We start from the raw sequence: 24,696 nt of genomic DNA on the forward strand, positions 1-24,696 counted from the left end.
GTCAGCCCCGATTGTCTCGCCCGGATCGCGCGTGTTTGCCGATCGAGCCGAGTTCGAGGCTTTTGGCGGCGCAACCCCTGATCATCCCCGGGTTCCGGTCCGCACGGTGTCATGGTCTGGCCGGCTCTCTGCGCCGGGCATGGCGAGGATGTCGGCGACGATCCGTTCAGGTGGTCTCGTGGCGTCGACCTTCGTCCACTCTATGTCGTCGCGCTGGCGCCGCAATTGTCCGGCCAGCACCGCGACCGTCGCGTCGGACGGGCCGTCGGTGGTTCTTTCGCTGACGCGGTGCCGCAGCAGGGTGGCGCCGACATCCAGCCAAACGCCGGCAAAAGGCGTCGCGGTATCGCGCGCGCACTGCCTGATCCGCGCGCGGTCGTCGGATCGGTCGAACACCGCATCGGCGACGACCGCGCCGCCTTCCGCAAGCAAACTCCGGCTACGGCGAGCCATGTCCGCATAGACCCTGGCGGAGATTTCGGGGCTATAGGCTTCGCCGGGCAGTCGCGTTTCGGGGGCGACGTTATGCATCGCCTTGCGCAGCCGGTCGCTTTCCAGGATGCGCGCTCCCGGTGGCGCGCCCACGTAAGCTGCAAGCGCTTCCGCAACCGTGGTCTTGCCCGAGCCGCTGAGCCCGCCGATCGCGATCAGCCGAGCGGGAGGCTCGTCGAGCAGGGCCCCGGCAAGGTCGAAATAGGATTGCGCCTCGTCGGCGAGCGCCCGATTTTCCCGGCCACCCTCCTCGAATTGGGTTGCCGTCACATGTGCGCGCACCGCCGCGCGCACGGCCATGAAGAACGGCAACAGCACGAACCCGTCCTCTTCGTCCTGGGCGTCGAAATAGCGGTTCATCACCAGATTGGCGAGGCCGCGGTGGCCGCGATGCCAAAGATCCATCAAGAGAAAGGCGAGATCGTAAAGCACGTCGACGGTCGCGATCTGATCGTTGAACTCGATGCAGTCAAACAAGCAGGGCACGCCGTCGAGAACGCAGATATTGCGCAGGTGCAGATCGCCATGGCAGCGGCGGACCTTGCCGGCAGTCTCGCGCGCGTCGAGCAGGGCGGCGCGACGAGCGAGCGTCGCGCGGAAGCGTGCGCCGAGCGCGGCGACCGCGCCTGGCAAAAACAGCTGGCTGGTGGCGAAGCCGGCCTCGTTAATATCGAGTACGCCGGCGATGTTGTCGGCACCGCCGCCGGCATGCACGACCGGCGCGCTCTCGTGGAAACGCAGGATGGCGCGCGCCACCTCCGTCATCAGCCGCGGCGTCAGATCGCCGGCCTCTGCCCGCCGGTCGAGCAGGCAGGACTGGTCGAACCGTTTCATCTCCACCACCGCGTCGACGAGCGCGCCTTTACCATCGAATTCGAGCCCGCCATCCGGCGTCGCGGTGACGCGTCGAGCCCCGAGATAGAGGTCGGGTGCGGTGCGCGAATTCAGCGTTACCTCCTTGCGGCAGGCGGACAGTCTCGCCTGCGGCGTTGAGAAATCGACATAGGGCAGCAGCACCGCCCGCTTCATCTTGTAGGCGCGTTCGCCGACAAGAAAGATGCGTGAAATATGTGTTTCGATCACTTCGACGGGGGTGCGCGCACCATAACTTTCCGGCCTCGTCAGGAACCTGGTCGCGGCATATTGGCCCCCGCCGTCATCGGTCGCGCTGTGCGGCTTCATGTCGGCCGGTCCTGTGGTGTGAGGTGTGACACGGTGGTCTGCTCCGGTTCGCCGGCTCGACCATGCAGCGTGTGCGGCGGTGGCGCCTTGATACGGATCAAGACCGCGACAGCGGCCGGGCGCCACCGGCTTCTTGATTTAGCGCAACGACGACGCGTGCGCCGAGACCTATCGATCCACTGTGCATGTCGGGGTTTCGATACGGCGAACGGAGAACGGATCATGACCATCAAAACGATACTTGCTGTCACCGGGCTTGAGGCGAATGACGACGACCTGCATCTTGCCGCTGAATTGTGCGGGGAAATTGACGGCCATCTGTCGGTGCTCGTGCTCACCATCGCGGCCCCGGCACCGGCGGGAGAATACGCCGCCATGGCTTCCGATATCTGGGCCAAGGAGCGCCAGGAGGATATCGAGCGCCTTCGCGCGCGCACCGAGGCCGTGTCGAAACTGGTCGCCGCGCTTCCGGTTCCCGGCGATGTCGCCAGCGACTATGTCGAGCAGGCCTGGGCCGACGACGCCATCGGCCGCCGCGCCCGCTATGCCGATCTCGTCCTGGCCGGGCCGGGACTGCAAGACAATCCCATTTTGTGGGACAAGATGCTGGAAGGCGTGCTGTTTTCATCCGGCACGCCGCTGCTTCTGGTGCCGCAAGGTGTGACGCCGAGCCTGCGGCCCGAGCGCGTCACCGTCGCCTGGGACGCGCGTCCGGAGGCCTCGCGCGCCGTGCGCGCGGCGCTCGATCTCATCGTCGGTGCAAAAGAGGTGTCGCTGGCGCTGGTCGACCCTGTCGCGGGGAACGCGGTCTACGGCGAGGAGCCCGGCGCCGATCTTGCCGCCTATCTCTCGCGTCATGGCGCCAAGGTCAGCGTCGACCGGTTGCCGAGCCAGGGCCATTCGGTCGCCGACGTGCTGTGCCGGCACACAATCGACAAGGCTGCCGACCTGATGGTGATGGGCGCCTACGGACATTCGCGGCTGCGTGAACGCCTGTTCGGCGGGGTGACAAAATCCATGCTCGAGCAACCGCCCGTGCCTGTGCTGATGGCGCGCTGAGACCGGCCCGCCGCGGTGGTTTGGGCCGGCTCAGCCGGCTTCCAGCGCGGCGTCCAGATCCGCGATCAGGTCGGCGGGATCCTCCAGGCCGACATGCAGGCGGATCAGCGCGCCGCGGGCCTGCCAGCGTGTCGCGGTCCGGTATGCCGCTGGATCGGCGACGATCGCCAGGCTTTCGTAACCGCCCCAGGACGATCCGATTCCGAACAGCCGCAGCCGGTCGACGATCGCCGCAGCGCGGTCGGCGCGCTTGGTGGCGAGTTCGAACGCCATCAAACCGCATGCCCCCGCAAAGTCGCGCCGCCACAGCGCGTGGTCCGGGCTTTCCGGCAAGGCCGGATAAAGCACGGATGCGACGTCGTCGCGCGCGGCGAGCCAGGCTGCGACGGCGAGCGTGCTTTCTTGATGCTGGCGCAGGCGCACTGCCATCGTGCGCAGTCCGCGCTGCGCCAGATAGGCCTCGTCGGCGCCGACGCAAATGCCGGTCTGGCGCGCACCGTCGCGCAGCCGCGGCCAGGCGTCCTCGGTGGCGATCGCGATCCCCAGCATCGCGTCGGAATGGCCGGCGATATATTTGGTGCCGGCGTGGATCGACACGTCGACCCCGTGCGCGAGCGGCTGGAAGAAAAGCGGCGTCGCCCAGGTGTTGTCGATCATAACCGTCGCACCGGCCGCCTTGGCCGCCCGGCCGATCGCCGGCACGTCGGCAATCTCGAAGGTGAGCGAACCCGGAGATTCCAGGAACACGAGCTTGACGTCCGGCGTCACATACCGGGCGATGTCCGCGCCGAGCCGCGGGTCGACATAGACAGTCTTCACCCCCATGCGGCGCAGATAGGTGTCGCAGAACGTCCGTGTCGGCCCATAGGCGTTGTCCGTCATCAAGATTGTGTCGCCGGCTGCGACGAAGGCGGTGATCGCGCCGGCGATCGCGCTCAGGCCCGAGGGGTAGAGCTGGGCGCGATGGCCGCCTTCAAGTTCGCAAAGCGCATCCTCGAGCGCACGGGTGGTCGGCGTACCGGTACGGCCGTAAACCATGCGCTTGCCGTCGGCCGTGCGCTCCGCGAAGGCGGCCTTGCGATCCGCCATGCTGGCCTGAATGACGGTCGAGACCCGATAGAGCGGCGGGTTGACCGCACCGTTCCACGCTTCGGGATCGCGCCCGGCATGGACCACGCGTGTCATCGGCCGGTCGCGGCTGTCACCGCCGCTCATCGCTTTGCTCCCGGGGCGATCGCCGGCGGATCGTAGGCCGTCACCGGCGGTGCGTCGGCCGCCCGCTCGACTTCGACGAGGGCGGTTTGGGCGATCGGTCCCTGGCCGAGCCTGGAGGTGCCCTTGTCGATAGTGAGCACGTTCGGATTGCCGTGCTTGTCGGTGCTGCCGTCGCGTGCGGGATCGCTCGGATCGTACCAGGATCCGGTCGCGAGTTGCACGACGCCGGGGCGGATCGTGTCGGTGATCCTGACGCCGGCGAGCACGGAACCGCGCGCGTTGAAGACGCGCACGATGTCGCCGTCGGCAAGTGCGCGGGCGGCCGCGTCCACTGGATTGATCAACAATGGCTCGCGTCCGCCGACCTTGCCGGAACGGCTGAGCGCGGTGTCGTCCAATTGCCCATGCAGCCGGTTGCGTGGCTGGTTGGAGATCATGTGGAGCGGATGCGCGCCGGTTTGCGACGAGCCCAGCCATTCGGCCGGTTCGAGCCAGGTCGCGTGCCCGGGGCAGTCGTCATAGCCGAAGCCGGCGATTGTGTCGGAATAGATCTCAATGCGGCCCGACGGTGTATTGAGCCTGGCCCCGTCGGGATCGGCACGGAAATCGGAAAACAGGTCGAAATCCGCCGCCGGCGGCTCGATTTCGGCAAATTCCCGCTCCCAGAAGCTGTCGAAGTCGGGAAGTTGGACTTGGCGGCGCGACGCCTGTTCGCGGGCGGTTTCGTAGAGGTGACGGATCCAGTCCATCTCCGACCGGCCCTCGGTGAAGGCGCGCAACGTGCCTAGACGCTCGGCGAGGCCGCGGAAGATGTCATGGTCGTTGCGCGCATCGTTGAGGGGCTCGATCGCCTGCTTCATCGCGATGATGAAGCGGTCGCGGCCGCATGCCCCGACATCGTTGCGCTCCAGCGTCGTCGTGGCCGGCAGGACGATGTCGGCGAAGCGGGCCGTGGCTGTCCACCAACTCTCGTTGACGATGAAGGTCTCCGGCCGCCGTAGCGCGGTCCGCATCCGATTGATGTCCTGGTGGTGGTGGAACGGGTTGCCGCCGGCCCAGTAGACCAGCCGGATATCCGGATAGCGGCAATGCCGGCCGTTGAAGTCGTAGGCTTCTCCGGGGTGCAAGAACATATCGCAGATGCGTGCCACCGGTATCGCGGTCTTGACCGGGTTGACGCCAGCGGTGAGGTTGGGCGAGGCGATCTCCGTGCGTGGCGTTCCCATGCCCGAGATCGAGCCGTGTCCGAACGCCACTCCGCCGCCTGGCAGGCCGATCTGGCCAAGCATGGCGGCGAGCGTGATCGCCATCCAGAATGGCTGTTCGCCGTGGTCGGCGCGCTGCAGCGACCAGGTCATGGTGATCATCGTGCGTGTTGCGGCCATGCGACGCGCCAGGGTGCGGATCGTCGCCGGAGCGATGCCGCAGATCGCGGCGGCCCATTCGGCGCTCTTTTCGATCCCGTCCGTCCGCCCGGCGAGATAGGCCTCGAAACGGTCATATCCCACGCAGTAACGATCGAGGAAGGCGCGGTCGTGCAGGCCTTCCGTAAGCAGCGTGTGGGCGATGCCGAGCATCAGCGCGGTGTCGGTGTTCGGCCTGGGGGCGATCCATTCCGCGTCGATCCCGTCATCGATATCGGCCTGCAATGGGCTGATATTGACGAACTCGACGCCTGCCGCGCGTGCTGCCCGGATCGCCGACGGCGCGGCGTGTTCGGCCGGGCCGCCCGCGGCCACTTGCAAGTTCTTATCCGGTAAGCCGCCGAAGGCGACGACCAGCCCGCCATTGCGGGCGATGCTGCCCCAGCTGGTGACCGGACCGCTGCACGCCTGCGTCGAGCCGAGCAGATGCGGCAAAAGGGTCAGTCCCGCGGCGATGGAGTAGTTCTGTATCTGGCCGACGAAGCCACCGATCGTATTCAAGAACCGGTTCAACTGTGTCTTGGCGTGGTGAAAGCGGCCGGCGCTGCTCCAGCCATAGGACCCGCCGAAAATCGCCTCGTTGCCATGGGTGGATCGGACCCGCTCCAATTCGCTGGCGACGAGATCGAGCGCCTCGTCCCAGCTGACCGCGACGAATTCGTCGCGTCCCCGCGCCTCGCGTGAGGCCGCGCCGCGTTCGAGGAAACCGCGGCGCACCGCCGGTGTGGTGATCCTGCTCCCGGCGTGGACGGCGTCCGGTATGGCGCCAGTCAGCGCTGAGGGCTGCGGGTCGTGTCGGAAAGGCCTGACGCCAATCAGCCTGCCGTCGCGAACGCCGGCGTCGAACGCCCCCCAATGGGAGCTGTGGGAAACCCAGCGAATAGCGGGGTCGTCGAGGAATTCGGTCATGTGTCCTCCAACTTGGGCGCGTCGGCCATGCCTTCGTCCGACGACGGAGCGGCCAGGCAGACGCCGGCTTTCGTCAACGCCTCGGTCTCTTCGGTCGAGAAGCCGCAATCGGCGAGGGTTTCGCGCGTGTGTTCTCCAAGCCGTGGCGCCAGGCGACGCACGCTGCCGGGCGTGCGCGCGAACCGGACTGGAATGTCGACCTGGCGCAATGCGCCCTCGCTGGGATGCCGGTCGTGCCGCAGCAGGCCGGTTGCTTCGACCTGCTCGTCGGTCATGAGCTCCTCGAGCGAATTGACCCGCATGGCGGGAATGTCACCCTTTCGGCACAAAGACAGCCATTCCTCCGTGCCGCGCTTCGCGAGAATTTCCGCAAGGGTGGCGTAGAGCCAGTCGACATGAGTCGAGCGCGCTGTGGCCGAGCCGACGCGCGGATCGTCGGCGAGGTCGGGCCTGCCGGCGGCTGCGAAGAAGCGCGTCCATTGTCGATCTGTATAAGGGATGACACTGATATGGCCGTCGCGCGTCTCATAGGGCTTGCGGTGCGGCGACAGAACGCGCGCGTAGCCAGCCGGTCCTTCAGGCGGTTCGAAGGTCAACCCCTGAAGATGTTCGACCGCCATGAACTGGACCATGGTGTCGAACATTGGCACGACGACCTCCTGGCCGCGGCCGGAGCGCTCGCGTTCGAACAGCGCCATGGCGATTGCCGAAGCGGCGTGCAAGCCGGCGGTCTTGTCGACGAGAATGGTGCTGACAAAGCGAGGCGGCCCGTCGCCTCCCTGCATGCGGGCGACGCCGCTTGCCGCCTGGATGACATCGTCGAGGGCGGGCAGATCCGCATAGGGGCCGGACGAGAAGCCGCGCACCGCACAGTGGATCAGGCGCGGGTTGATCGCCGCCAGCGAGGCGTAGTCCAGGCCAAGCCGCGCCGCCGCTTCGGGGCGAATCGAATGCAGCACCACGTCCGCCTTTGCGACCAGCCGTGTCACCACCTCGCGCGCCGCTTCGCGCTTGAGGTCGATCGCCAGGCTCTTCTTGTTGCGATTGAGGTTGAGGAAGATCGCGCCCATTCCCGGATTGCGGAACGGGCGGGCGTGGCGCATCACATCGCCTTCTGGGGGCTCGATCTTGATCACGTCGGCGCCCATGTCGCCGAGCATCAGCGCGGCGAACGGGCCGAGCACGACCGAGCTGAAATCCAGCACCCGGATGCCGGCCAGGGGACCGCTCATCGCCGTCGCCCCCTATTGACCGTCGCGGACGATGGTCTCGCCCGCGATATTGTCCACCGTGACCGCGCATTCATAATAGGTCACGACCGGCTCGGCGCCGAACAGTTCGGTCATGCGCGCCTTCCAGTCACCGTCGTACCAGGCTTCCGCCTCGCTCCGACTGCGCCAGGTATAGACACCGCCACCACCGGCAGGCCCGTTGAGATAGTCCTTGCGCACCAATCCCTTGGGCGCGAGCGCTCGATAGGTAGGCGCGGTGTTCAGGGCGGATGCGATGGCAGCCTGTCGGCTTCGCTTGGGAAGCGGGATTTGCACGATCGCGATCGTCAGCGGCGCGGCGCTCATTTGGGCTTGTCGCCGTAGCTGAAATCCATGCCCGGCCCGGGATCGGCATTGGGGCCGTAAGGAATGATCGGGTAGCGCAGCCCGGCCCGCGACAGACCCTCCATGCCCTCAATGGCGCGCGCGAGTTCCTGCGGCCGCAGCGCCATCAGAAGCTCGTCATCGGCGACGCCGCCGTAGCGGCGTTCAGCGAAGCAGGGGATCGACAGGCTGGTCTTGCCGGTCGCCAGCGCCGTGCCCCAGGAATCGGCACATGCGCTTTCGCCGGTGACCGAGAAATCAAAGCGCTCGTAGCGCCGCCACTGTAGGCCGTTGATGAAGATGATCATCTGGCCGGGCGTGCCGTAAAACAGAACGATATCGGGGTCGTCGAGGCGGGCCGAACGGAGCGGTGAAACCGCGACCCCGGCATACCGGCCGTGCGGCACGCGCGGCATCTGCTCCTGGTGCTGGCGCGCCGCGTCTTGGTTCTCGAACCAAATGCCGTTCATCCTCTCACCCGACAGATACGATTCGGAGGGCTTGTTGAGGCCGAGAATGCCGCCGCAATTGGAGTGCGGGCGTACATTGTCATGCGTGAAGCCGAGCGTGATGCCTGAATAGCGGCATCGGGTCACGAGTTGGCAGGATGTGAAGGCGGTGCCGGCCTGCGGCAGCCGAAGTCCGGGGACCGCCCGCATCGCGTCCACCGTCTCGAAAAGCTTCATGGAGATCGGTAGCGTGCGCAGGCGCAGCAGGTCCTGCAACCGTGCCCCCAGAGCCTTCAGCGCCTCTGCGTCGAGAGCGTCCGGCGTACTCGTTGAAGGGTGTTCGGCGGTGCTTGCTTCGGCCATAAGAGCGGTCCTCCCGGCGTGCTGGACAAGGTTGGGCCCGGCGAAGCCTGCGTGAGCCTCGCTGCCTCAGAATGTCCATTCGGTACGAGAAACAGCGGCGGAATGGATACAAGACTGCCACGGAGTGTCCACACGGTGAATACTTTGGTGCCAAACGACTTGTGGTCCGCGCTGGTCCTATCGACGCTTGCGGGCATCCCGGTGGGAACGGTTGATCGGTCATCGGTCGCCGACAGAAGCGACAAAATGATTGGTAGGAGGCAATTATGTTTCGAACACGGATACTCGCGGCGGTAGGACTGGCGGCCATGTGCCTGGCGCCTGTCGCGCCCGCGCAGGCCGAGGAGGTCAAGTTGCCCGGCAATATGGTCTGGGTCTCTTATGATGTCGGAGCCACGGCCTACAATTCGGCAGTCTCGATAGCGGCGACGTTGAAAAACAAGACCGGCACCGAGGTGCGGATCCTTCCGGCCAAGAGCGATGTGGCCCGGCTGACGCCGCTCAAGGACGGACGCGCCCAGTTTGCCACGCTCGGCACGGATTCGATCTTCTCGCAGGAAGGCGTGTACGAGTTCGGGGCGCCCAATCTGGGCCCGATCCCGGTGCGTTACGTGGCGCTCAGCATCTCGCAGGGCTCGACCGGGCTGATCGTCGCGGCGGACGCCGACGTTAAGAGCGCGGCCGATCTCAAGGGCAAGCGCATGGCGATCGTCAAGGGATCGCCCGTGTCGCGGCGACTAAACCTTTCCTATCTCGCCTTTGGCGGATTGGACTTCGACGATGTCGAGGTGGTCGAGGTGGCCAGTCTGAAGGCCGGCATCGACGCTGTCATCGACGGTCGCGCCGACACCGCCATTTCCAACACCAACAATTCCGACGGCGTGCGCGTTTCCTCGTCGAACCGTGGCTTGACCTGGCTGGTGACGCCGCATGACGACAAGGAAGCCTGGGAGCGCATGTGGAAGGTTTCGCCCTGGCTTATCAAGCATGTCGCCACGATCGGTCCGGACGTACCGGAAGCCGGTCTGGAGATGGCGACCCTTGCCTATCCGATCTTCTCCGCCGTGGACCAGACCGACGAGGAACTCGTCTACAACTTCACCAAGGCGTTGTTCACCTATTACGACGACTACAAGGACGGCTATCCGTCGAACGCCGGCTTCAAGCTGGACAGCCAGCGCTTCAGCAACGTCTTTGTGCCGGTTCATCCCGGCGCGGTCCGCTATTACAAGGAGATCGGTTTCTGGACGCCCGAGTTCGAGGCGCGCCAGCAGCGGAATCTCGAGCGTCAGACTCTTCTGGCCAAGGCCTGGGCCGACGCCAAGGAAAAGGCGGGTAGCGGCAGCGACGAGGATTTCGTCAAGGCGTGGCAGAAGATTCGAGCCGACGCGCTGGCGGAGGCCGGCCAGGACACCGTGTTCGAGGACTGGTAGGATCCGCCGGGCATAGTCTGTTCGAGCACGGGGCGGAACGGGCTGTTCCGCCCCGTGCTCGCTTTGTGCTAACGGTGGACGAGGCGCGAAACCGGGGAGGGAAGTCGACCGTTGCAGGAGAACGATACCGGCGGTGGAAACGAGGTCCGGCGTGGCTCGTCCGGCTACGAGCCCGTCAGGGCCGTGCTGCGCGCGTTCCGGGTGCTGGAGGAAGTCAACCGTCTCGGTCAAGCGCGTCTGCCCGAGATCGTCCGCGCTGTCGGCCTGCCGCGCGCGACCGTCATCCGTATGCTCGATACGCTCGAGGTCGCCGACCTTGTTCACCGCGATCCCGACCAGGCCGTTTACCAGGCGACCCCGAAGGTGCATCTGCTGTCGTCGGGGTTCAATTTCAATCTCTGGCTGGAATCGGCGACGACCCCGATCCTTCTCAAATTGCTGCGCCGGATCGGCTGGCCGTCCGATATCCTGATGCTGCATGGTCGCGAGATGGTGGTCAGCCATTCCAATCGCGGCCATTCCGTCATCGACATCAATCCGCGCTTCATCGGCATGCGTTCGCCGGTTCTGGGATCGGCTTCCGGCCGGGCCTATCTGGCCTGGTGCCCCGAGGACGAGCGGGAGCGCCTGATCCGTATCGTGTGCAATCTGCAGGACCAGCGGCGCATTCGTGCCGAGATCAAGCATACCCGCGCAGCCGGCTATGGATCGCGCGATGTCGCGCTGCCGCCGAATGTCGGCGCGTTGGCGGTTCCCGTCATGATCGGCGACCGTGTCGCGTGCTGTATCGACACCGTGTTCCTGCCGCAGGTCACCACCGCGGCCGAGGTGGCCAGAAAATGTCTCGGCCCCCTCAGGGAGGCGGCGACGGAAATCGCCGCCGAAATGAGCATGACGACACAAAGCAAGAAGGGCCAGGGGTTCTTCGCACTGTCCACTACGTGAATAAAAAGCCACTGTGTGGTGGCTGCTCCCATGCGTGCGCGACTAGAAAGCGGGCACGAACAGCATGGAGCGGCGTTTATGATCCGGTTGGCCACCGATATCGGCGGTACGTTTACCGACCTCGCGCTCGAACGCGATGGGGAACTTCTGACGGGCAAGCTCCTGACCACCTTGGATCGCCCGGAGCAAGCCGTCTTGGAAGGCTCGCGCGATTTGCTGGCCCGTGCTGGCGTCGCGCCCGATGACGTTGACCTCGTCATCCACGGCACGACGCTCGCCACCAACGCGATTATCGAGCGAAAAGGCGCCAGGACCGCCTTCGTTAGCACGGCCGGCTTTACCGACATGATCGATATCGGCCACGAAAACCGGTTTGAGCAATACGATCTGATGATCACCCGGCCTCGGCCGCTGGTGCCGCGATCGCTGCGTTTCGGCCTGCGCGAACGTATCGACGTCGAGGGTCAGGTGATCACCGCGCTCGCCGACGAGACCCTCGAGGAACTCGCGGATTTTCTTGCCAGCACGCGGCCGGAAAGCCTCGCGGTCTGCCTGCTGCACAGCTATGCCAACGCGGCCCATGAACGGCTCGTGGGCCGGTTTGTGCAAGAACGTTTCCCGGAGATCAGCGTGTCGCTGTCATGCGATATCTCTCCGCTCGCTGGTGAATATGAACGTGCGACGACGACGTGCGCCAACGCCTATGTGAGGCCGGTTGTCGTCGATTATTTCGTGCGAATGGAGCAGCGCCTGCGCGAAATGGGTATTCATGCGCCGGTACTGATCGTGATGTCGGAGGGCGGGCTGACATCGATCGAGACGGCCTGCGAGGCACCGGTCAGGCTGGTTGAAAGTGGTCCTGCCGGCGGCGCGTCGCTGGCCGTGTCGGTCGCGCACGCGTTCGGCATCGACAAGCTTCTGTCCTTCGACATGGGCGGCACGACCGCGAAAGTGTGCATCGTCGACGATTTCGTGCCCCAATACGATGCCTGGTTCGAGGTCGACCGGACCTATCGTTTCCAGAAAGGCAGCGGCCTGCCGCTCCGCATTCCCGTCGTCGATCTCGTGGAGATCGGGGCCGGCGGCGGCTCCATCGGTCATGTCGACGCAATGGGTCAGATCGAGGTCGGTCCGCACAGTGCCGGAAGCGATCCGGGGCCGGCCGCCTACGGGTTTGGCGGCGACCGGCCGACCGTCACCGACGCCAACCTGGTGTTGGGCAAGCTCGATCCGCATCGTTTCGCCGGCGGTCGCATCGTCCTCGACCAGGCGCGTGCCGAAGCGGCGCTTAGCGCCGTCTTCGCACAACCTCTTGGCCTGGAACCCGCCCAGGCGGCCTCCGCGCTCGCCGAGGTCGTGGACGAGAACATGGCCAATGCCGCTCGCATGCACGCCATCGAGCAGGGCAAGGACATCTCGGAATATACCATGGTCGCCTTCGGTGGCGGTGGACCGCTGCATGCCGCACGCATCGCCCAGAAGATCGGCATCGCCCATGTCATCGTGCCGCCCAATGCCGGGGTCGGCTCTGCCGTCGGTTTTCTCGCCGCGCCGGTTGCCTACACGATCCGGCGCACCAGCTACCTCATGCTCAACGCGGTCGAGCCCCAAAAAGTTGCCACCGAGCTCGACGGGATCGTGGCCGCCGCGTCCGCCCATACCGCCCGCTTCGCCGCCGCCGCCGAGCCGGAAATCGAGTGGAAGGCGCTGATGCGGTACGCGGGGCAGGGGCACCATATCGAGGTGCCCTTCGAGTACCCCTTCCCCAAGGGCGATTTCAGGGCATGGATGACCGGCCTGTTTGAGACTGAATATCTCAGGCAGTTCGGCCGCGTGCTGCCGCACCTGCCGATCGAGATCGTCGGTTGGGTGCACCGCAACGCGCTGTCGCTGAGCGACCCGGCCACCATGTGGAACGGGCAGCGGGCATCGTTGGCCAAGCCGGTCGAAACGAGTCCGGCACGGGCCTACGATCTGGAGAAGGCCGACTACGTTGCGGCCGAACGCTTCGAGCGCGAAACCCTGGATGCAGGCTGGCGGGGCTCCGGCCCGGCCTATCTGACCGAAGAGCAGACGACGACGGTGGTCCCCGCCGGGTTCGCCTGTGAGACGGATGAGCGCGGCTTCATCCATTTGACGTTGTCGACGTAAAGGATGAGCGCCATGTCCTTCCGAACCGGTGATCTCACCCGGCAGATTATGTGGCGGCGCCTGACCTCGGTGGTCGAGGAGCAGGCGCAGACGCTTATTCGGACCTCGTTCAGCCCGACTACCCGCGAGGCTGGTGACCTGTCGGCGGGCGTGTTTACGCCCGACGGGCGCATGATCGCGCAGGCGGTGACGGGCACGCCCGGCCACATCAATTCCATGGCCCGGTCGGTCTCCCACTTTATCGACGCCATCCCTCTGGCCGACTGGTGCGAGGGCGACGTCGCACTGACCAACGATCCCTGGCAGGGTACGGGCCATCTCAACGACCTGGTCGTGGTCACCCCGGTCTTCCGAGGCGGTCGGGTGATCGCCTTTTTCGCCGCCACCAGCCATCTGGTGGATATTGGCGGGATGGGACCGGGTTTCGACGCCAAGGACGTCTTTCACGAAGGCATCAGGATACCGATCACCAAAGTGGTCGACGCCGGACGCGTCGACGACAAGGTGCTGGGCATTCTGCGCGCCAATGTGCGCATGCCCGAGCAGGTGACCGGCGACCTGATGTCGCTGGTGGCCGGCAACCATACCGGCGGTCTGCGCCTGCTCGCCATGTGCGACGAGTTCGGTCTCGATGGTGTCGAAGCGCTGTCTGAGTTCATTTTCGATCGCTCCATGCGTGGCATGCGCGAGGAGATCGAGCGTATCCCGGGCGGCGTCTACCACGCCGCGCTCACCCTCGACGGCATCGACCGGCCCGTCGCGATGACCGCGACGATGACGGTTGCCGACGGCCGCATCGATGTCGAGTTCGGCGGCGATCTGCGGCCGTCGCTGCGAGGCAACAACGTTCCGTTCTGTTATACCGAGGCCTATGCCAGCTATGGCGTGCGCTGCGTGGTGGGGCGCGCCGTCCCCAACAACTGGTCCTCGCTTTCCGCCGTCACGATCCGCGCGCCCGAAGGGTCGATCCTGAACGCCACGGATCCGGCTCCGGTCGCCTCGCGACATCTCATCGGCCAGATGCTGCCCGACCTGGTGTTTCGCTGCCTGGCCCAGGCGGTGCCTGGCAGGGTGCCTGCCGAAGGCGCAGGCACGCTTTGGAACATCCGGCTGCTGCGGTCGGCTCACGGTCGCGGCAAGGCGGGGTTCAACGCGCTGTTCTTCCATTCCGGCGGCACCGGCGCGCGTCCCGGCCTGGATGGCCTGAACGCGACGGCGTTTCCGAGCGGGGTGCGCGCCATCCCCATCGAAATATCGGAAAAAAGCGCGCCGGTTCTCTATCGGCGCCGCGAATTGCGGCGTGATTCCGGCGGCGCCGGCTTGACTCGCGGCGGGCTCGGCCAGGTCATCGAGGTAGCGAGCCGCGACGGCGACCCATTCTGGATGGCCGCGTCCTACGAGCGTACCCGCAACGCGCCGCGCGGCCTTGACGGCGGACGGGACGGCGAGCCGGGCAGGGTGCGGCTTCGCTCCGGACTTCCCTTCAGCCCTATGGGACGGCAGGAAGTGCCGGGCGGCGACGTTATCATCGTCGAGCCCCCAGGTGGCGCCGGCCGGGGCGACCCGTTCGCCCGCGACCCGGCCCGGGTTCGCGACGATGTCGAAAACGGTTTCGTGAGCCGCGAGGCGGCCGCCAGTGAATATGGGGTCATGCTGACGGAGAATCTCGAGGTCGACGAGCCGGCAACGGCCGCTTTGAGATTGGGGCCGGACAGGCGGGCAGCATCCAACTGAGGGAGGTCGGGAGGATGGAACGGCAGGAGGAGAACACCGTGGCACGGGAGAGACCGAGCCTCGGCGGGATCGAACGCATCTTGACCTTCGTGGTCGCCGTCGCGGTGACCGCGATCAGCGTCAATCACACATTCGGGCTGGATTTTCTGGTCGGCTACGTGCTGATTGAATCGACCGCGGTGATGCTGATCATCGGCCTGCTGATCTCGACGGCCTTTTTGGTGATGCCGATGCGGCTGTTCGACAACCGGACCGTATCGCGGGCGGTCGATGCCTGCCTCGCGCTCGTCAGCCTGGCGGTCACCGTCTATCTGTTCGTCAAGGCGGACATCATATTCGAGCAGGGTTGGGAATTCGCCGCGCCGAACGATGCGAAATGGATCGCGCTCGTGATGTGGGCGCTGTGCATGGAATGCGGCCGGCGCGCCGGCGGTACCCCGGTTTTCGTCGTCTGCCTGCTGCTTTCGGCCTTCCCCCTGGTCGCCGCGCACCTGCCGAGCCCCTTCAACGGCATTTCCCAGCCGCTGCTCGATCTTGCCGCCTATCACGTCTATGGCGGGGAAAGCGTGTTCGGTCTGCCGAGCCGGACGGTCGCTACCTCGCTGCTCGGCTTCATCATCTTCGGCGTCGCGCTGCAGCATACCGGCGCCGGCGCCTTCTTTATCGACATCGCCTTCGCCTTGTGCGGCAAATATCGCGGCGGCCCGGCCAAGGTCGCAGTCGTCTCCAGCGGATTGTTCGGCTCCCTGTCAGGCAGCGCGGTCGCCAATGTGATGTCGACCGGCACCCTGACGATCCCGGCCATGAAGCGCAGCGGCCTGTCGGCGCGCATGGCCGGCGCGGTAGAGGCGTGCGCCTCCACGGGCGGCGTGTTGGCGCCGCCGGTCATGGGCGCCACCGCCTTCGTCATGGCGAGCTTTCTCAACGTCTCCTACGCCACGATCGCGATCGCGGCCACGATCCCGGCCTTTCTGTATTTCTTCGGTATGTTTGTCCAGATCGACGCCTATGCGGCCCGCACGCGCCTGCGCGGGCTCGATCCGTCCCTGATGCCGGAGTTCCGCAAGGTTTTGCGGGAGGGCTGGTATTATGCGGCCGTGATCGTGGCGCTGGTGCTGCTCATCCTTCTGACCAGCCTGGAGGAAAAGGCGCCTTATTACGCCACGGCTCTGCTTCTGGTGATCAACCAGTTCAATCCCCGCCACCGCCTCGACCTTCGCGGCGTGGCCAATCTGGTGACCGGCATCGGCATCGCACTGGCCGAACTCGCCGCCATCGTTGCCTCGATCGGTTTTGTCATCGGCGCCCTGTTCGTCAGTGGCGTCATCGGCTCGCTGACCAACGATCTGCTGGCGCTCGCCGGCGGCAATGTCTACGCACTGCTGCTCATGGGCGCGGCGACCTGTTTCATCCTCGGCATGGGCATGCCGATCACCGCCAGCTACATCTTTCTCGCCATTCTGCTTGTTCCGGCGCTGACCAGGCTGGGCATCGACCCGCTCGCCGCCCATATGTTCCTGCTTTATTACGGCGCCGTGTCCTATATCACACCTCCGGTCGCGATCGCCGCGCTGACGGCGGCGACGATTTCCAATTCCGGTCCGATCCAGACCGGCTTCGAGGCCATGCGCATCGGCGCGATTATCTATATCATTCCCTTTGTCTTCGTTTTCCATCCGGCCTTGCTGATGGATGCGCCCGCGTTCGAAATCCTCCTTGCTTTCGCCACCGCCGTGGTCGGGGTCACCTTCGTGTCCTGCGCGCTCCAGGGCTATCTGCCGGGCGCCGGCGTGGCCTCTGGGATCGCCGAGTGGCCGGCCCGCGCGCTGGCGCTGGCTGCGGGCCTTCTGCTGGTCCTGCCGAGCGAGACGGTCTCCGCCGGATACGGCGTCTGGTCCTCGCTGCTGGTCGCAGCCGCTGCCTATGGGCTCGGCGTGATCTTGCTGCGCCTTGAAGGGCGCGGCAGGCAACCGGCGACCGCACCGACCGCGCCCAAACCCAGTCCCCGGAAAGCCTCATGATCACGACGAATTACTTTGATCCCGCCAACAACACCCGTTCCGGCGACGAGATCCGCGCCATGCAGGACGGGCTGATCGTACGCCAACTCGCCTATTGCCACGAGCGCTCGCCCTTCTTCCGCGAACGTTTTGCCGCGCATGGCATCGACCCGCGCGACATTCGCGGCCTCGAAGATCTGCGCGCCATGCCGGTTCTGATGGGCAAGGACGACGAGCGCCGCAGTGCCGAGGAAAGCCGTGAAAAGCTCGGACACCCTTTCGGCATGCATTTGTGTGCGCCGCTCGAGGATCTCCATTTGACCGCGACGACCTCCGGCACGACTGGCGTGCCCACCTTTTCATATACGTTTTCGCGCGACGACATCGACAGGCTGAGCGGGGCGATCGCGACCCGCTTCCGCAATATCGGCGTGCGGCCGGGCGAACGTGTGCTGTTTTGTTTCGCACTCGGCATCTACGCGACGACGATCTCGCTGTTCGGACTGCGCAAGGCGCGGGCGCTACCGATCGACATCGACGCCCGCGCGGGTACCGAGGTCATGCTGCGCATGGCCGCCTTGACGCGGCCGCAATGGCTGTCCTGCACGCCCTCGCTGGCCGAATATCTCGCAGCGCGCGCGCCGGAGATCATCGGCATGGAGGTCGGCGAGCTTGGATTGCGGGGGCTGATCCTGACCGGCGAAAGCTGGGCGACGATCCCCGGCATGAAGGCGCGCATCGAGGCGGTTTATGGCGCCCGCGCCTACGATGTGTGGACGCCGGCCGGCCATGCCTCGGGCCATTCCTGCGACAGCGAGGCCTATCACGGCATGCACGGCATCGCCCCCGAACTGTGCACCAGCTACCAGGATTTGATCGATCCGGTGACCCGCGCGCCGATCGATCCCGTGCACGGGGCGATCGGTGAGATGGTCCACACCTCGCTTCAGCGCGAAGCGTGCCCGACGATCAAATACGCCTATGGCGATATCGTTCAGCTTCTGCTCGACGAATGTCCGTCCTGCGGCTTTCGCGGGCCGCGTATCAAGCTTGTCGGCCGCTCCGACGACATGCTGATCGTCAAGGGGGTAAACGTCTATCCGGCCGCGATCAAATCCGTCGTCGCCGAGTTCGCGCCCGCCGTTACGGGCGACATGCGAATCGTGCTCAACGCGCCGCCGCCGACCATATTGCCACCGCTCGTGTTGCGGGTCGAACATGCTCCCGAAACAGGCGCCGGCGATCTCGATGATCTCGCTCGCCGTATCGCGGCGGCGCTTCACCGGACCTTGAAGATCAATCCACGGATCGAATTTGTGCCGCCCGGCACGTTCGAAAAGGCGACACGCAAGACGCCGCTGTTCGAACGCCGCTATTGAGGCTCGCCGGGCGGGCCGGCTCAGCCGCGATAGCGCGTCATGCGCAACGCGATCGCGGTCGAGCCGATCGTGATAACGAGCAGCAGGGTGGCGATCGCGTTGATGGAGGGGTCGAGCGAGGTACGCATCTTGCCCCAGACGAAGGTCGACAGCGTGTTGCCGGACCCGATTGTGAAAATCGTGATGATGAATTCGTCGAGCGAGATGGCGAAGGCGAGAAGCGCCGCGCCGACGAGCGCGGCCCTGATTTGTGGCAGCGTGACATGCCGGAAGGCCTGCCACGGGCTCGCGCCGAGGTCGCGCGCCGCCTCCAGCGCGACCCGGTCGAAGCTCGCCATGCGGGCACTGACGACCAGAGCGACCAGCGGCTGGGTCAAAAGCAGGTGCCCGCCGATGACGGCGCCGAGCCCGAGCGGCACCGACAGCCAGCGCACGTAAAGCACGACAAGTCCGATCGCCACGACGAGCGGCGGGATCATGATCGGTACCGAAAGCGCGGTCAGCAGCGGCACGCTTGCCGCCGCGCTCTTGCGGGTCAGCGCCAGTGCCGTCATCGTGCCGGTGACCGTGGCCAGCAACGCGGTTGGCACCGCCACCGCGAGACTGTTCTGGAACGCGGCCCAGAACTCGGCCGACGAAAACAGCGCCCGGTACCAGTCGAGGCTGAAGCCGGTCAGCGGTAGGCTGACCAGCGCGCCGGAATTGAACGAAAACACCACGACGATCGCCAGCGGACCGAGCATGAACAGCACCAGCATCGTGATGACGATGAACCAGAGGATGGCGCCAAACGGTCTCAAGACGGTCTTCTCCTGACGAACAGGGCACCCACCAGCCCCAGAACCAGCAGGCTCGCCGCCATCAGCACGAACGACATCGCCGCGCCGGCGGGCCAGTTGAAACGGGTCGAGAATTCCCGGGCGATGAACTGGCCGATCATCGAGCCCGATCCGCCGCCCAGAAAGCGTGGCGTGATATAGTCGCCGGCGGCGTAGAGAAACGAGATCGCGAAGGCGGCGAACAGCCCGGTTCTGCATTGCGGGACGATGACGCGCATCAAAGTCTGGTGCCCGCTTGCCCCGAGATCGTGCGCGGCCTCGATCTGGATGTCGTTCACGTTGCGCAACTGCCCGTAGATCGGCAGGATGGCGAAGGGCAAAAGGAAATGCACCAGCGCCACGATGACGGCGCCGCGATTGTAGAGCAGCGTGTCGAGCGGCTCGGCGCTCAGCCCGGACGCGATCAGGATGGCATTCAGGAAGCCGTCCGTGCTCAGGATCGCCTTCCAGGCGTAGATCTTGACCAGATAGCCGCCGAAAAGCGTGACGATCGCCACGAGGATGAGGGCGTCGCCCCAGCGGCCGGCGCGAAAGCGTGCGGCATAGGCGAACAGGAAACCGAGACCGACGCAGACCAGCGCGGTCAGGCCCCCGTTTATCATCGTCGAGACGAGCACGTCGCCATACGTGTCGAAGACGCGGACGTAGGCGGCCAGGGACATGTCGGGTGTCAGCGCGAAATTGCGCACCCGCCAGAAACTGACGACGAACAGCAGCAGCATCGGCACGACGAACAGCACCGCCAGGACCGTGTAGGCGGGGGCGGCGAGCAGGGCCGCGCGCAGGCGCTGCGATGGTCTGCGCGCGCCGCTCATGGAGCCACTTCGACCATGGCGGCCTCGGGCCAGCTTGCCGTGGCCCTGTTGCCGGCAGCGAACGCATCGACCATCGTTCTGGGGATGCCGGCAATCTCGATCCTGTATCCGCCGTCCAGTTCGAGGATGCAGTGGGCGAATGGACCGAGATCGACGATCTCCTTGATCTTGCCCTCGACGCCGAGCCGGCCGTCTTCCGGTCCGCCGTCGCCGGCGGCGTGGAGGCGCGCCGCCTCTGGTCTGAGCATCAGCTGCAGCGAGCCGTCCGGGCCCGGCAGGTCGAGACAGATGCCGATATCGAGGTCGATCCGTCCATTGCTGCGCATGCCCGTGAAAAAATTCGCATCGCCGACGAAGTCGGCGACAAACAGGCTACGTGGACGGGCATAGACGTCTCCGGGCGGTCCTGCCTGCTCGATCCGGCCCTCGTTCATGACGATAAGCCGGTCGCCGAGCGCGAAGGCCTCGGCCTGGTCGTGGGTGACGAAAATGAAGGTGCCGCCGGCATCCTGATGAATGGCGCGCAACTCCTCCTGCATCGCCTGGCGCAATTTGAGGTCGAGGGCCGAGAGTGGTTCGTCGAGCAGCAGGATCTTGGGGCGCATTACCAGCGCGCGCGCCAGCGCCACGCGCTGCTGCTGGCCGCCGGAGAGGCGATCGACGGGACGGTTTTCGAAACCGTCAAGCCTGACCAGTTTCAAGGCATCGCTGACCCGGTCGTCGATCTCCGAGCGCGGCCGTCGGGCAAGCGAGAGGCCGAAGGCGACATTTTCGCGCACGCTCATATGCGCAAACAGGCCGTGGCTCTGGAACACGGTGTTGGTGGGGCGCTTCTGCGGCGGCAGGTAGGTGACGTCCTCGCCATCGATCTCAATGCTACCGGATGTCGGCAGTGTCAGTCCGCCTATCATCCGCAAAAGGGTCGACTTGCCGCAGCCGGACGGGCCGAGGATCGAAGTGAACGATCCGCGCGGGATCGCCAGCTCGATATCCTTGACCACGTCCGTCTGGCCATAGCGTCTACCCACTCCCGCCAGCCGCAGGATCGGGTCATCGGTTGCCGTGGCGTTCATTAATCAGGCTCGCAGGAAGCGCTGGTATTCTTCCTGGATCTGATCGTAGCTGGCGTGTTCGCCGTCATCCTGCAGTGGCCAGAACGGGTTGAAGCGGGCGCTCTGAAACAGGCTTTCGAAATCGCCGTACTGGTAGACTTCGCGGTTGACCTCGTCGACCAGCGGCACGGCGTCGCTGCTGACGACGGCCTGGGTCAGGTCGGACGCCATCACCGTCTGTCCGGCCGCCGAGATCGCCTGCGCCAGTGCCTTGTAGGCGGCGTCGCGATTGGGGGCCCCGCTCGGAATGGCAAGCGTATCCATGAACACCATCACGCCTTCCTGCGGGCGTACGAAAGCCAGCTCCTTATCCTTCTCGGCGGCGAAGGCCACCTGCGCGTCCCAGCCGATCGCGGAAATGACGACCTCGCCGCGCGCGTAGAGGTCGGTCGCCTCGCCGTAGTTGGGCGACAGGGTGCGGGCGTGCTCGCGCTTGATCTTGATCAGAAAGTCGATCGTCTGCTTGAGCTCAGCCGGCGTCAGGCGGGTCGGCGTCTTGGTGCCGGTGACGATCGGCGCCCAGGTCGAGATCAGGCCGGTAATGTCGTCGGTGATCGAGACCTTGCCCTTGTATTCGTCCTTCAGGCAGTCCTTCCACGAGGCCGGCTTGGCGATCGCCGCGGGGTCGTAGACCATCGACAAGGTGCCCCATGTAAAGGGCACGGCGTAGAGCTTGCCGTCCTTACGGATGGTGTCGACGTCGAGGAATTCGGGAAAGATCTTTTCGATGCCCGGCACGCGCGCTTCGTCGATGGGTTCGACCAGTCCGGCATTGGCCAGGATCGGGATGTGCCCGAAATAGATCGAGATCAGGTCGAGCTGGCCGGCGCCGCCGGCCTGCAGCTTGGTGATGATCTCCTCGTTCGAGCTGATATAGGTCGTCGACAGATCGATGTCGTTCTTCTTCAGAAAGTCGCCGGCCTTGAGGGGGGCATCGTAGCCTTGCCATCCGATCCACGACAATTGCGTGGCGCCCATGGCCGAACGCGGAAGCGTCAGCATTGCCGCGGCTGCCGTGCCGGTGGCGATGAAGCTGCGGCGGTCGAGGCCGTGGCGTGGTTTGGCGTGATTACGGTGCATTCTTTTCTCCCTGTTGTTGTTCCTGGGGTGTGTTGCTGGCGGCAGGCGTCTCCTTGCCGTAGGTCCATGACTTCAGGCGGGCGAGAACCGCCGCCTTGAGCATGGGGTCGTAGTTCATCAGGCCGAGGCTTTCGGAGAACCACAGGCCGTCGATCGCCATGCGCACGATCGTGGCGAGCACGGGATCGGGTGAGTCGGCGATGATGGCGTCCTGGTGGCGGCGGCCCTGGGCCTGGACGGCGGCGAGCCGTTCGGGCGTGTTGGCGAGCGCGGCTGTGATGGCGCCGTTCACCCGGTCGAAATATTCGCCGGTGAAGGCATCACCCTCGTGAGTGGCCGCGATATAGGCGCGCACGGCCCGCCCGCTTGCATCGGGATCGGATCCCATCGCTTGCGACAGGGCCGCGTCGAAGCGCGACACGAGCCGTTCGATCATCGCGGTGATGAGGTCTTCCTTCGAGGCGAAATGATAAAGCACCGTGCCCTTGGCGACGCCGGCATCCTTCGAAACGCGGTCGTAGGTGAGGCCGACGAGGCCGTCCCTGGCGACGATTGTCTCGGCGGTGTCCAGCAATTTCTGGACCGTTGGATGAGAGGTCTTGCGCTTGCTCATAGTTCTTTGTACTGTCCGGACGGTACAAAAACAAGGGGCGATCCGCTCGCGCCTTGAAACACCCTTCAGCGGAGAGTTCTCAATGGGCTACAAATCGTCGCCGCGGCCTGTTTTCGACAGGCCGACCCACATCCCCTATGCCGAGGTCACGCGTCACGTGTGGGGCGATGCCGGAGCGGGGCTGGTCGACGACCTGATCTACGCCTCCACCGACAAGATCCACCAGCTGGTCTTCGGTCTGGCCGGCGGCACGGGGTTCAAGCACTCGGAGGATTACCGCACTGTGTTTGGCGCCGACGAGGTGCTTTACGTGCTATCGGGCACGTTCGGCGCGGCCAATCCGGAAACGGGCGAGGTCCGCATCGTCCAGGAAGGCGAGGCGATCTTCTTCCGCAAGGACACCTGGCATCACGGCTTCAGCCTGTCCGACAAGCCGGTGCGCGTGCTCGAGTATTTCTCGCCGCCGCCGTCGACCGGCGCGTCGGGCGTCTATGCCCGCACCCGTCCCTATCTCGAACAGTCGACCTATCGCCAGGAGCGTTTCATCGGCCGCTGGCCGATGGCCGCCGACGAAGAAAAGCAGACCGCGACCATCAAGACGTTGCGCGACGTGGACCTGCTTTGGGAACTCGATCCCGAGGATCAGGGTGTCATCACCGGCCTCTACGCGGCGACGGAGCATCTGGAAAGCGGCAAGACGACCGTGCTGCCGGGGCGCAAATCCTCCATGATCACCCGCAAGGGCGACGAATGCCTCTATGTGCTGTCGGGATGCTTGCATGTCCTGTGTCCGGACAGGGAAGGCCAGGTCTGGTTCGAGCTTAATCCCGGCGACGGCTTCTTCTTCCCCGACGGCGCGCGCCACCAATACGCCAATCTGCGCGGCGAGCCGGCGAGCTTCGTCTTCGGCGTTGGCCCCGGACTGGGCGACAAGGGCGCGTGAGCTGACAGCGCATGAACGTGATCGGCATCGACGTCGGCGGCAGCAAGACCGTCATCGGCCTGGTCGACACAGTCGGCGGGCGGGTCGAGCGCACCGTGCGGCTCGAAACCCCGGCGCGCGAGCGCGCCGGGGACGATTTTCTCGGCCGGGTTGCCGAAGAAGCGCGCGCGCTGGCAGCTGATGAGGCTCTTCCTGTCGGGGTCGGCATCTGCGAGGCCGTCGACAGGGCCGGCGAGATCGTCAGTGCGCACCGCGTGCCGTGGACATCGGCCGAAGTCCGCGCGGCGTTTTCGTTCGCCCCGGCTTTGGTACTCGATTCCGATGTCCGCGCCGCGGCCGTGGCCGAGGCGTGTTTCGGCGTCGGGCGCGGACTGGGCGACTGGCTCTACGCCAATGCCGGCACCGGCATTGCCAGCGTCGTGATGCGCGCCGCCGTGCCGTATCTGGGATGTCGCGGCCGGGCGATGGGGCTTGGCATGAGCCACCTGGTCGAGGAGGATCCGCGCCGCGAGCCGGTCAGCATCGAAGACATCGCCGGCGGCGCGGGCATGTTGATGCGTGCCCGCGCGGCGGGGCTGGCCGTGCCGTCCGTGGCCATGCTGATCGCCCGGGCGGAAGCCGGCGACGCGAGCGCGCGTGTCATCGTCGCGGGCGCCGGCGCGCTGCTGGGCCGCGCGCTCGGCTTCCTGGCCAACGTGCTCGACCCCGAAGTGGTCGTTCTGGGCGGTGGGATGCCGTCGGCGAGCCCGACCTATCTTGCCGCGTGCAGGCGCGCGCTCGATGAGAGCCTGTGGCGCCCGGCGCCGCTGTGCCCGGAACTGAGGGTGGCCGGGCTCGGCCCCGAATCGGGCCTGGTCGGCGCGGCGCTGCTGGCCGCGCCGCAAGAAGCAACAGCGTTCCGAAGCGGCTGAACAGTCAACGCCGGCGCAAGCCCGTGCCGGGGCAAAGATGTCGGCCGTGTCGC

20 protein-coding genes are annotated in these 24,696 nt (G+C 65.7%); 9 read left to right on the forward strand and 11 right to left on the reverse strand.

Annotated elements, in window-relative coordinates:
• Positions 1-81: 81 nt before the first annotated feature.
• Positions 82-1,674 carry a bifunctional aminoglycoside phosphotransferase/ATP-binding protein gene (locus GN330_RS15235; RefSeq protein WP_156713514.1) on the reverse strand — a complete coding sequence of 531 codons (1,593 nt, stop codon included), beginning with the start codon at positions 1,672-1,674 and terminating at the stop codon, positions 82-84.
• Positions 1,675-1,896: 222 nt separating this feature from the next.
• Between GN330_RS15235 and GN330_RS15240 the strand changes: the two genes are divergently transcribed.
• Positions 1,897-2,733 (forward strand): universal stress protein, encoded by an 837-nt coding sequence (locus GN330_RS15240; RefSeq protein WP_156713515.1) that lies wholly within the window; start codon positions 1,897-1,899, stop codon positions 2,731-2,733.
• 30 nt (positions 2,734-2,763) lie between these two features.
• On the opposite strand, the gene metC is transcribed toward GN330_RS15240, so the two are convergent.
• The 5 genes from metC to GN330_RS15265 are packed head-to-tail and all read right to left on the reverse strand — an operon-like array spanning position 2,764 to position 8,688.
• Complete coding sequence (metC, locus tag GN330_RS15245) at positions 2,764-3,948, reverse strand: cystathionine beta-lyase (protein WP_156713516.1); 1,185 nt, start codon at positions 3,946-3,948, stop codon at positions 2,764-2,766.
• Positions 3,945-6,281 carry a molybdopterin guanine dinucleotide-containing S/N-oxide reductase gene (locus GN330_RS15250; RefSeq protein WP_156713517.1) on the reverse strand — a complete coding sequence of 779 codons (2,337 nt, stop codon included), beginning with the start codon at positions 6,279-6,281 and terminating at the stop codon, positions 3,945-3,947. Before GN330_RS15250 ends, metC begins: the two co-directional genes overlap by 4 nt.
• Positions 6,278-7,513 carry a CaiB/BaiF CoA transferase family protein gene (locus GN330_RS15255; protein ID WP_156713518.1) on the reverse strand — a complete coding sequence of 412 codons (1,236 nt, stop codon included), beginning with the start codon at positions 7,511-7,513 and terminating at the stop codon, positions 6,278-6,280. Before GN330_RS15255 ends, GN330_RS15250 begins: the two co-directional genes overlap by 4 nt.
• Positions 7,514-7,525: 12 nt before the next feature.
• Entirely contained in the window at positions 7,526-7,858 is a 333-nt protein-coding gene (locus tag GN330_RS15260) for a monooxygenase (RefSeq protein ID WP_156713519.1), read from the reverse strand.
• Positions 7,855-8,688, reverse strand: a complete 834-nt coding sequence (locus GN330_RS15265) for a DUF169 domain-containing protein (protein WP_156713520.1) — start codon at positions 8,686-8,688, stop codon at positions 7,855-7,857. Before GN330_RS15265 ends, GN330_RS15260 begins: the two co-directional genes overlap by 4 nt.
• A gap of 266 nt (positions 8,689-8,954) precedes the next feature.
• On the opposite strand from GN330_RS15265, the gene GN330_RS15270 reads away from it, so the two are divergent.
• The 6 genes from GN330_RS15270 (at position 8,955) to GN330_RS15295 (ending at position 18,330) form a co-directional block, all read left to right on the forward strand.
• On the forward strand, positions 8,955-10,121 hold the full coding sequence (locus GN330_RS15270) for a TAXI family TRAP transporter solute-binding subunit (protein ID WP_156713521.1): 1,167 nt from the start codon (positions 8,955-8,957) through the stop codon (positions 10,119-10,121).
• A gap of 111 nt (positions 10,122-10,232) precedes the next feature.
• Positions 10,233-11,066 carry a helix-turn-helix domain-containing protein gene (locus GN330_RS15275; protein ID WP_156713522.1) on the forward strand — a complete coding sequence of 278 codons (834 nt, stop codon included), beginning with the start codon at positions 10,233-10,235 and terminating at the stop codon, positions 11,064-11,066.
• Positions 11,067-11,144: 78 nt separating this feature from the next.
• On the forward strand, positions 11,145-13,217 hold the full coding sequence (locus GN330_RS15280) for a hydantoinase/oxoprolinase family protein (RefSeq protein WP_197435181.1): 2,073 nt from the start codon (positions 11,145-11,147) through the stop codon (positions 13,215-13,217).
• A 12-nt stretch (positions 13,218-13,229) separates the two neighbouring features.
• Positions 13,230-14,951 (forward strand): hydantoinase B/oxoprolinase family protein, encoded by a 1,722-nt coding sequence (locus GN330_RS15285; RefSeq protein WP_156713524.1) that lies wholly within the window; start codon positions 13,230-13,232, stop codon positions 14,949-14,951.
• A gap of 38 nt (positions 14,952-14,989) precedes the next feature.
• Positions 14,990-16,972 carry a TRAP transporter fused permease subunit gene (locus GN330_RS15290; RefSeq protein WP_197435182.1) on the forward strand — a complete coding sequence of 661 codons (1,983 nt, stop codon included), beginning with the start codon at positions 14,990-14,992 and terminating at the stop codon, positions 16,970-16,972.
• Positions 16,969-18,330 carry a phenylacetate--CoA ligase family protein gene (locus GN330_RS15295; RefSeq protein ID WP_156713526.1) on the forward strand — a complete coding sequence of 454 codons (1,362 nt, stop codon included), beginning with the start codon at positions 16,969-16,971 and terminating at the stop codon, positions 18,328-18,330. The genes GN330_RS15290 and GN330_RS15295 overlap by 4 nt, the downstream gene beginning before the upstream one ends.
• Positions 18,331-18,350: 20 nt before the next feature.
• Here the strand turns inward: GN330_RS15295 and GN330_RS15300 are convergent, their stop codons facing one another.
• The 5 genes from GN330_RS15300 to GN330_RS15320 are packed head-to-tail and all read right to left on the reverse strand — an operon-like array spanning position 18,351 to position 22,789.
• Positions 18,351-19,130 (reverse strand): ABC transporter permease, encoded by a 780-nt coding sequence (locus GN330_RS15300; protein ID WP_156713527.1) that lies wholly within the window; start codon positions 19,128-19,130, stop codon positions 18,351-18,353.
• Entirely contained in the window at positions 19,127-19,984 is an 858-nt protein-coding gene (locus GN330_RS15305) for an ABC transporter permease (RefSeq protein WP_156713528.1), read from the reverse strand. Before GN330_RS15305 ends, GN330_RS15300 begins: the two co-directional genes overlap by 4 nt.
• The gene (locus GN330_RS15310; RefSeq protein ID WP_156713529.1) at positions 19,981-21,057 is read right to left on the reverse strand and encodes an ABC transporter ATP-binding protein; all 1,077 of its coding nucleotides are present in this window, start codon (positions 21,055-21,057) and stop codon (positions 19,981-19,983) included. Before GN330_RS15310 ends, GN330_RS15305 begins: the two co-directional genes overlap by 4 nt.
• A gap of 3 nt (positions 21,058-21,060) precedes the next feature.
• Positions 21,061-22,176 (reverse strand): ABC transporter substrate-binding protein, encoded by a 1,116-nt coding sequence (locus tag GN330_RS15315; protein ID WP_156713530.1) that lies wholly within the window; start codon positions 22,174-22,176, stop codon positions 21,061-21,063.
• Positions 22,166-22,789: a TetR/AcrR family transcriptional regulator gene (locus GN330_RS15320; RefSeq protein ID WP_156713531.1), complete on the reverse strand. Its 624-nt coding sequence runs from the start codon at positions 22,787-22,789 to the stop codon at positions 22,166-22,168. Before GN330_RS15320 ends, GN330_RS15315 begins: the two co-directional genes overlap by 11 nt.
• An 82-nt stretch (positions 22,790-22,871) precedes the next feature.
• Between GN330_RS15320 and GN330_RS15325 the strand changes: the two genes are divergently transcribed.
• Both GN330_RS15325 and GN330_RS15330 read left to right on the forward strand, forming a co-directional pair.
• Entirely contained in the window at positions 22,872-23,732 is an 861-nt protein-coding gene (locus tag GN330_RS15325) for a cupin domain-containing protein (RefSeq protein WP_156713532.1), read from the forward strand.
• 11 nt (positions 23,733-23,743) lie between these two features.
• Positions 23,744-24,643: an ROK family protein gene (locus GN330_RS15330; RefSeq protein WP_156713533.1), complete on the forward strand. Its 900-nt coding sequence runs from the start codon at positions 23,744-23,746 to the stop codon at positions 24,641-24,643.
• Positions 24,644-24,696: the final 53 nt, after the last annotated feature.

The sequence above is a fragment of the Nitratireductor arenosus genome (assembly GCF_009742725.1).
In the GTDB taxonomy this organism is placed as follows: domain Bacteria; phylum Pseudomonadota; class Alphaproteobacteria; order Rhizobiales; family Rhizobiaceae; genus Mangrovimarina; species Mangrovimarina arenosa.

Excerpts from the sequence above, each read along its gene's own strand:
- GN330_RS15325 (WP_156713532.1), top strand. The coding sequence starts at position 22,872 with ATGGGCTACAAATCGTCGCCGCGGCCTGTTTTCGACAGGCCGACCCAC.
- GN330_RS15265 (WP_156713520.1), bottom strand. The coding sequence starts at position 8,688 with ATGGCCGAAGCAAGCACCGCCGAACACCCTTCAACGAGTACGCCGGAC.
- GN330_RS15295 (WP_156713526.1), top strand. The coding sequence starts at position 16,969 with ATGATCACGACGAATTACTTTGATCCCGCCAACAACACCCGTTCCGGC.
- GN330_RS15250 (WP_156713517.1), bottom strand. The coding sequence starts at position 6,281 with ATGACCGAATTCCTCGACGACCCCGCTATTCGCTGGGTTTCCCACAGC.
- GN330_RS15270 (WP_156713521.1), top strand. The coding sequence starts at position 8,955 with ATGTTTCGAACACGGATACTCGCGGCGGTAGGACTGGCGGCCATGTGC.
- GN330_RS15255 (WP_156713518.1), bottom strand. The coding sequence starts at position 7,513 with ATGAGCGGTCCCCTGGCCGGCATCCGGGTGCTGGATTTCAGCTCGGTC.
- GN330_RS15305 (WP_156713528.1), bottom strand. The coding sequence starts at position 19,984 with ATGAGCGGCGCGCGCAGACCATCGCAGCGCCTGCGCGCGGCCCTGCTC.
- GN330_RS15310 (WP_156713529.1), bottom strand. The coding sequence starts at position 21,057 with ATGAACGCCACGGCAACCGATGACCCGATCCTGCGGCTGGCGGGAGTG.
- GN330_RS15330 (WP_156713533.1), top strand. The coding sequence starts at position 23,744 with ATGAACGTGATCGGCATCGACGTCGGCGGCAGCAAGACCGTCATCGGC.
- GN330_RS15315 (WP_156713530.1), bottom strand. The coding sequence starts at position 22,176 with ATGCACCGTAATCACGCCAAACCACGCCACGGCCTCGACCGCCGCAGC.
- metC (WP_156713516.1), bottom strand. The coding sequence starts at position 3,948 with ATGAGCGGCGGTGACAGCCGCGACCGGCCGATGACACGCGTGGTCCAT.
- GN330_RS15260 (WP_156713519.1), bottom strand. The coding sequence starts at position 7,858 with ATGAGCGCCGCGCCGCTGACGATCGCGATCGTGCAAATCCCGCTTCCC.
- GN330_RS15285 (WP_156713524.1), top strand. The coding sequence starts at position 13,230 with ATGTCCTTCCGAACCGGTGATCTCACCCGGCAGATTATGTGGCGGCGC.
- GN330_RS15280 (WP_197435181.1), top strand. The coding sequence starts at position 11,145 with ATGATCCGGTTGGCCACCGATATCGGCGGTACGTTTACCGACCTCGCG.
- GN330_RS15235 (WP_156713514.1), bottom strand. The coding sequence starts at position 1,674 with ATGAAGCCGCACAGCGCGACCGATGACGGCGGGGGCCAATATGCCGCG.
- GN330_RS15240 (WP_156713515.1), top strand. The coding sequence starts at position 1,897 with ATGACCATCAAAACGATACTTGCTGTCACCGGGCTTGAGGCGAATGAC.
- GN330_RS15320 (WP_156713531.1), bottom strand. The coding sequence starts at position 22,789 with ATGAGCAAGCGCAAGACCTCTCATCCAACGGTCCAGAAATTGCTGGAC.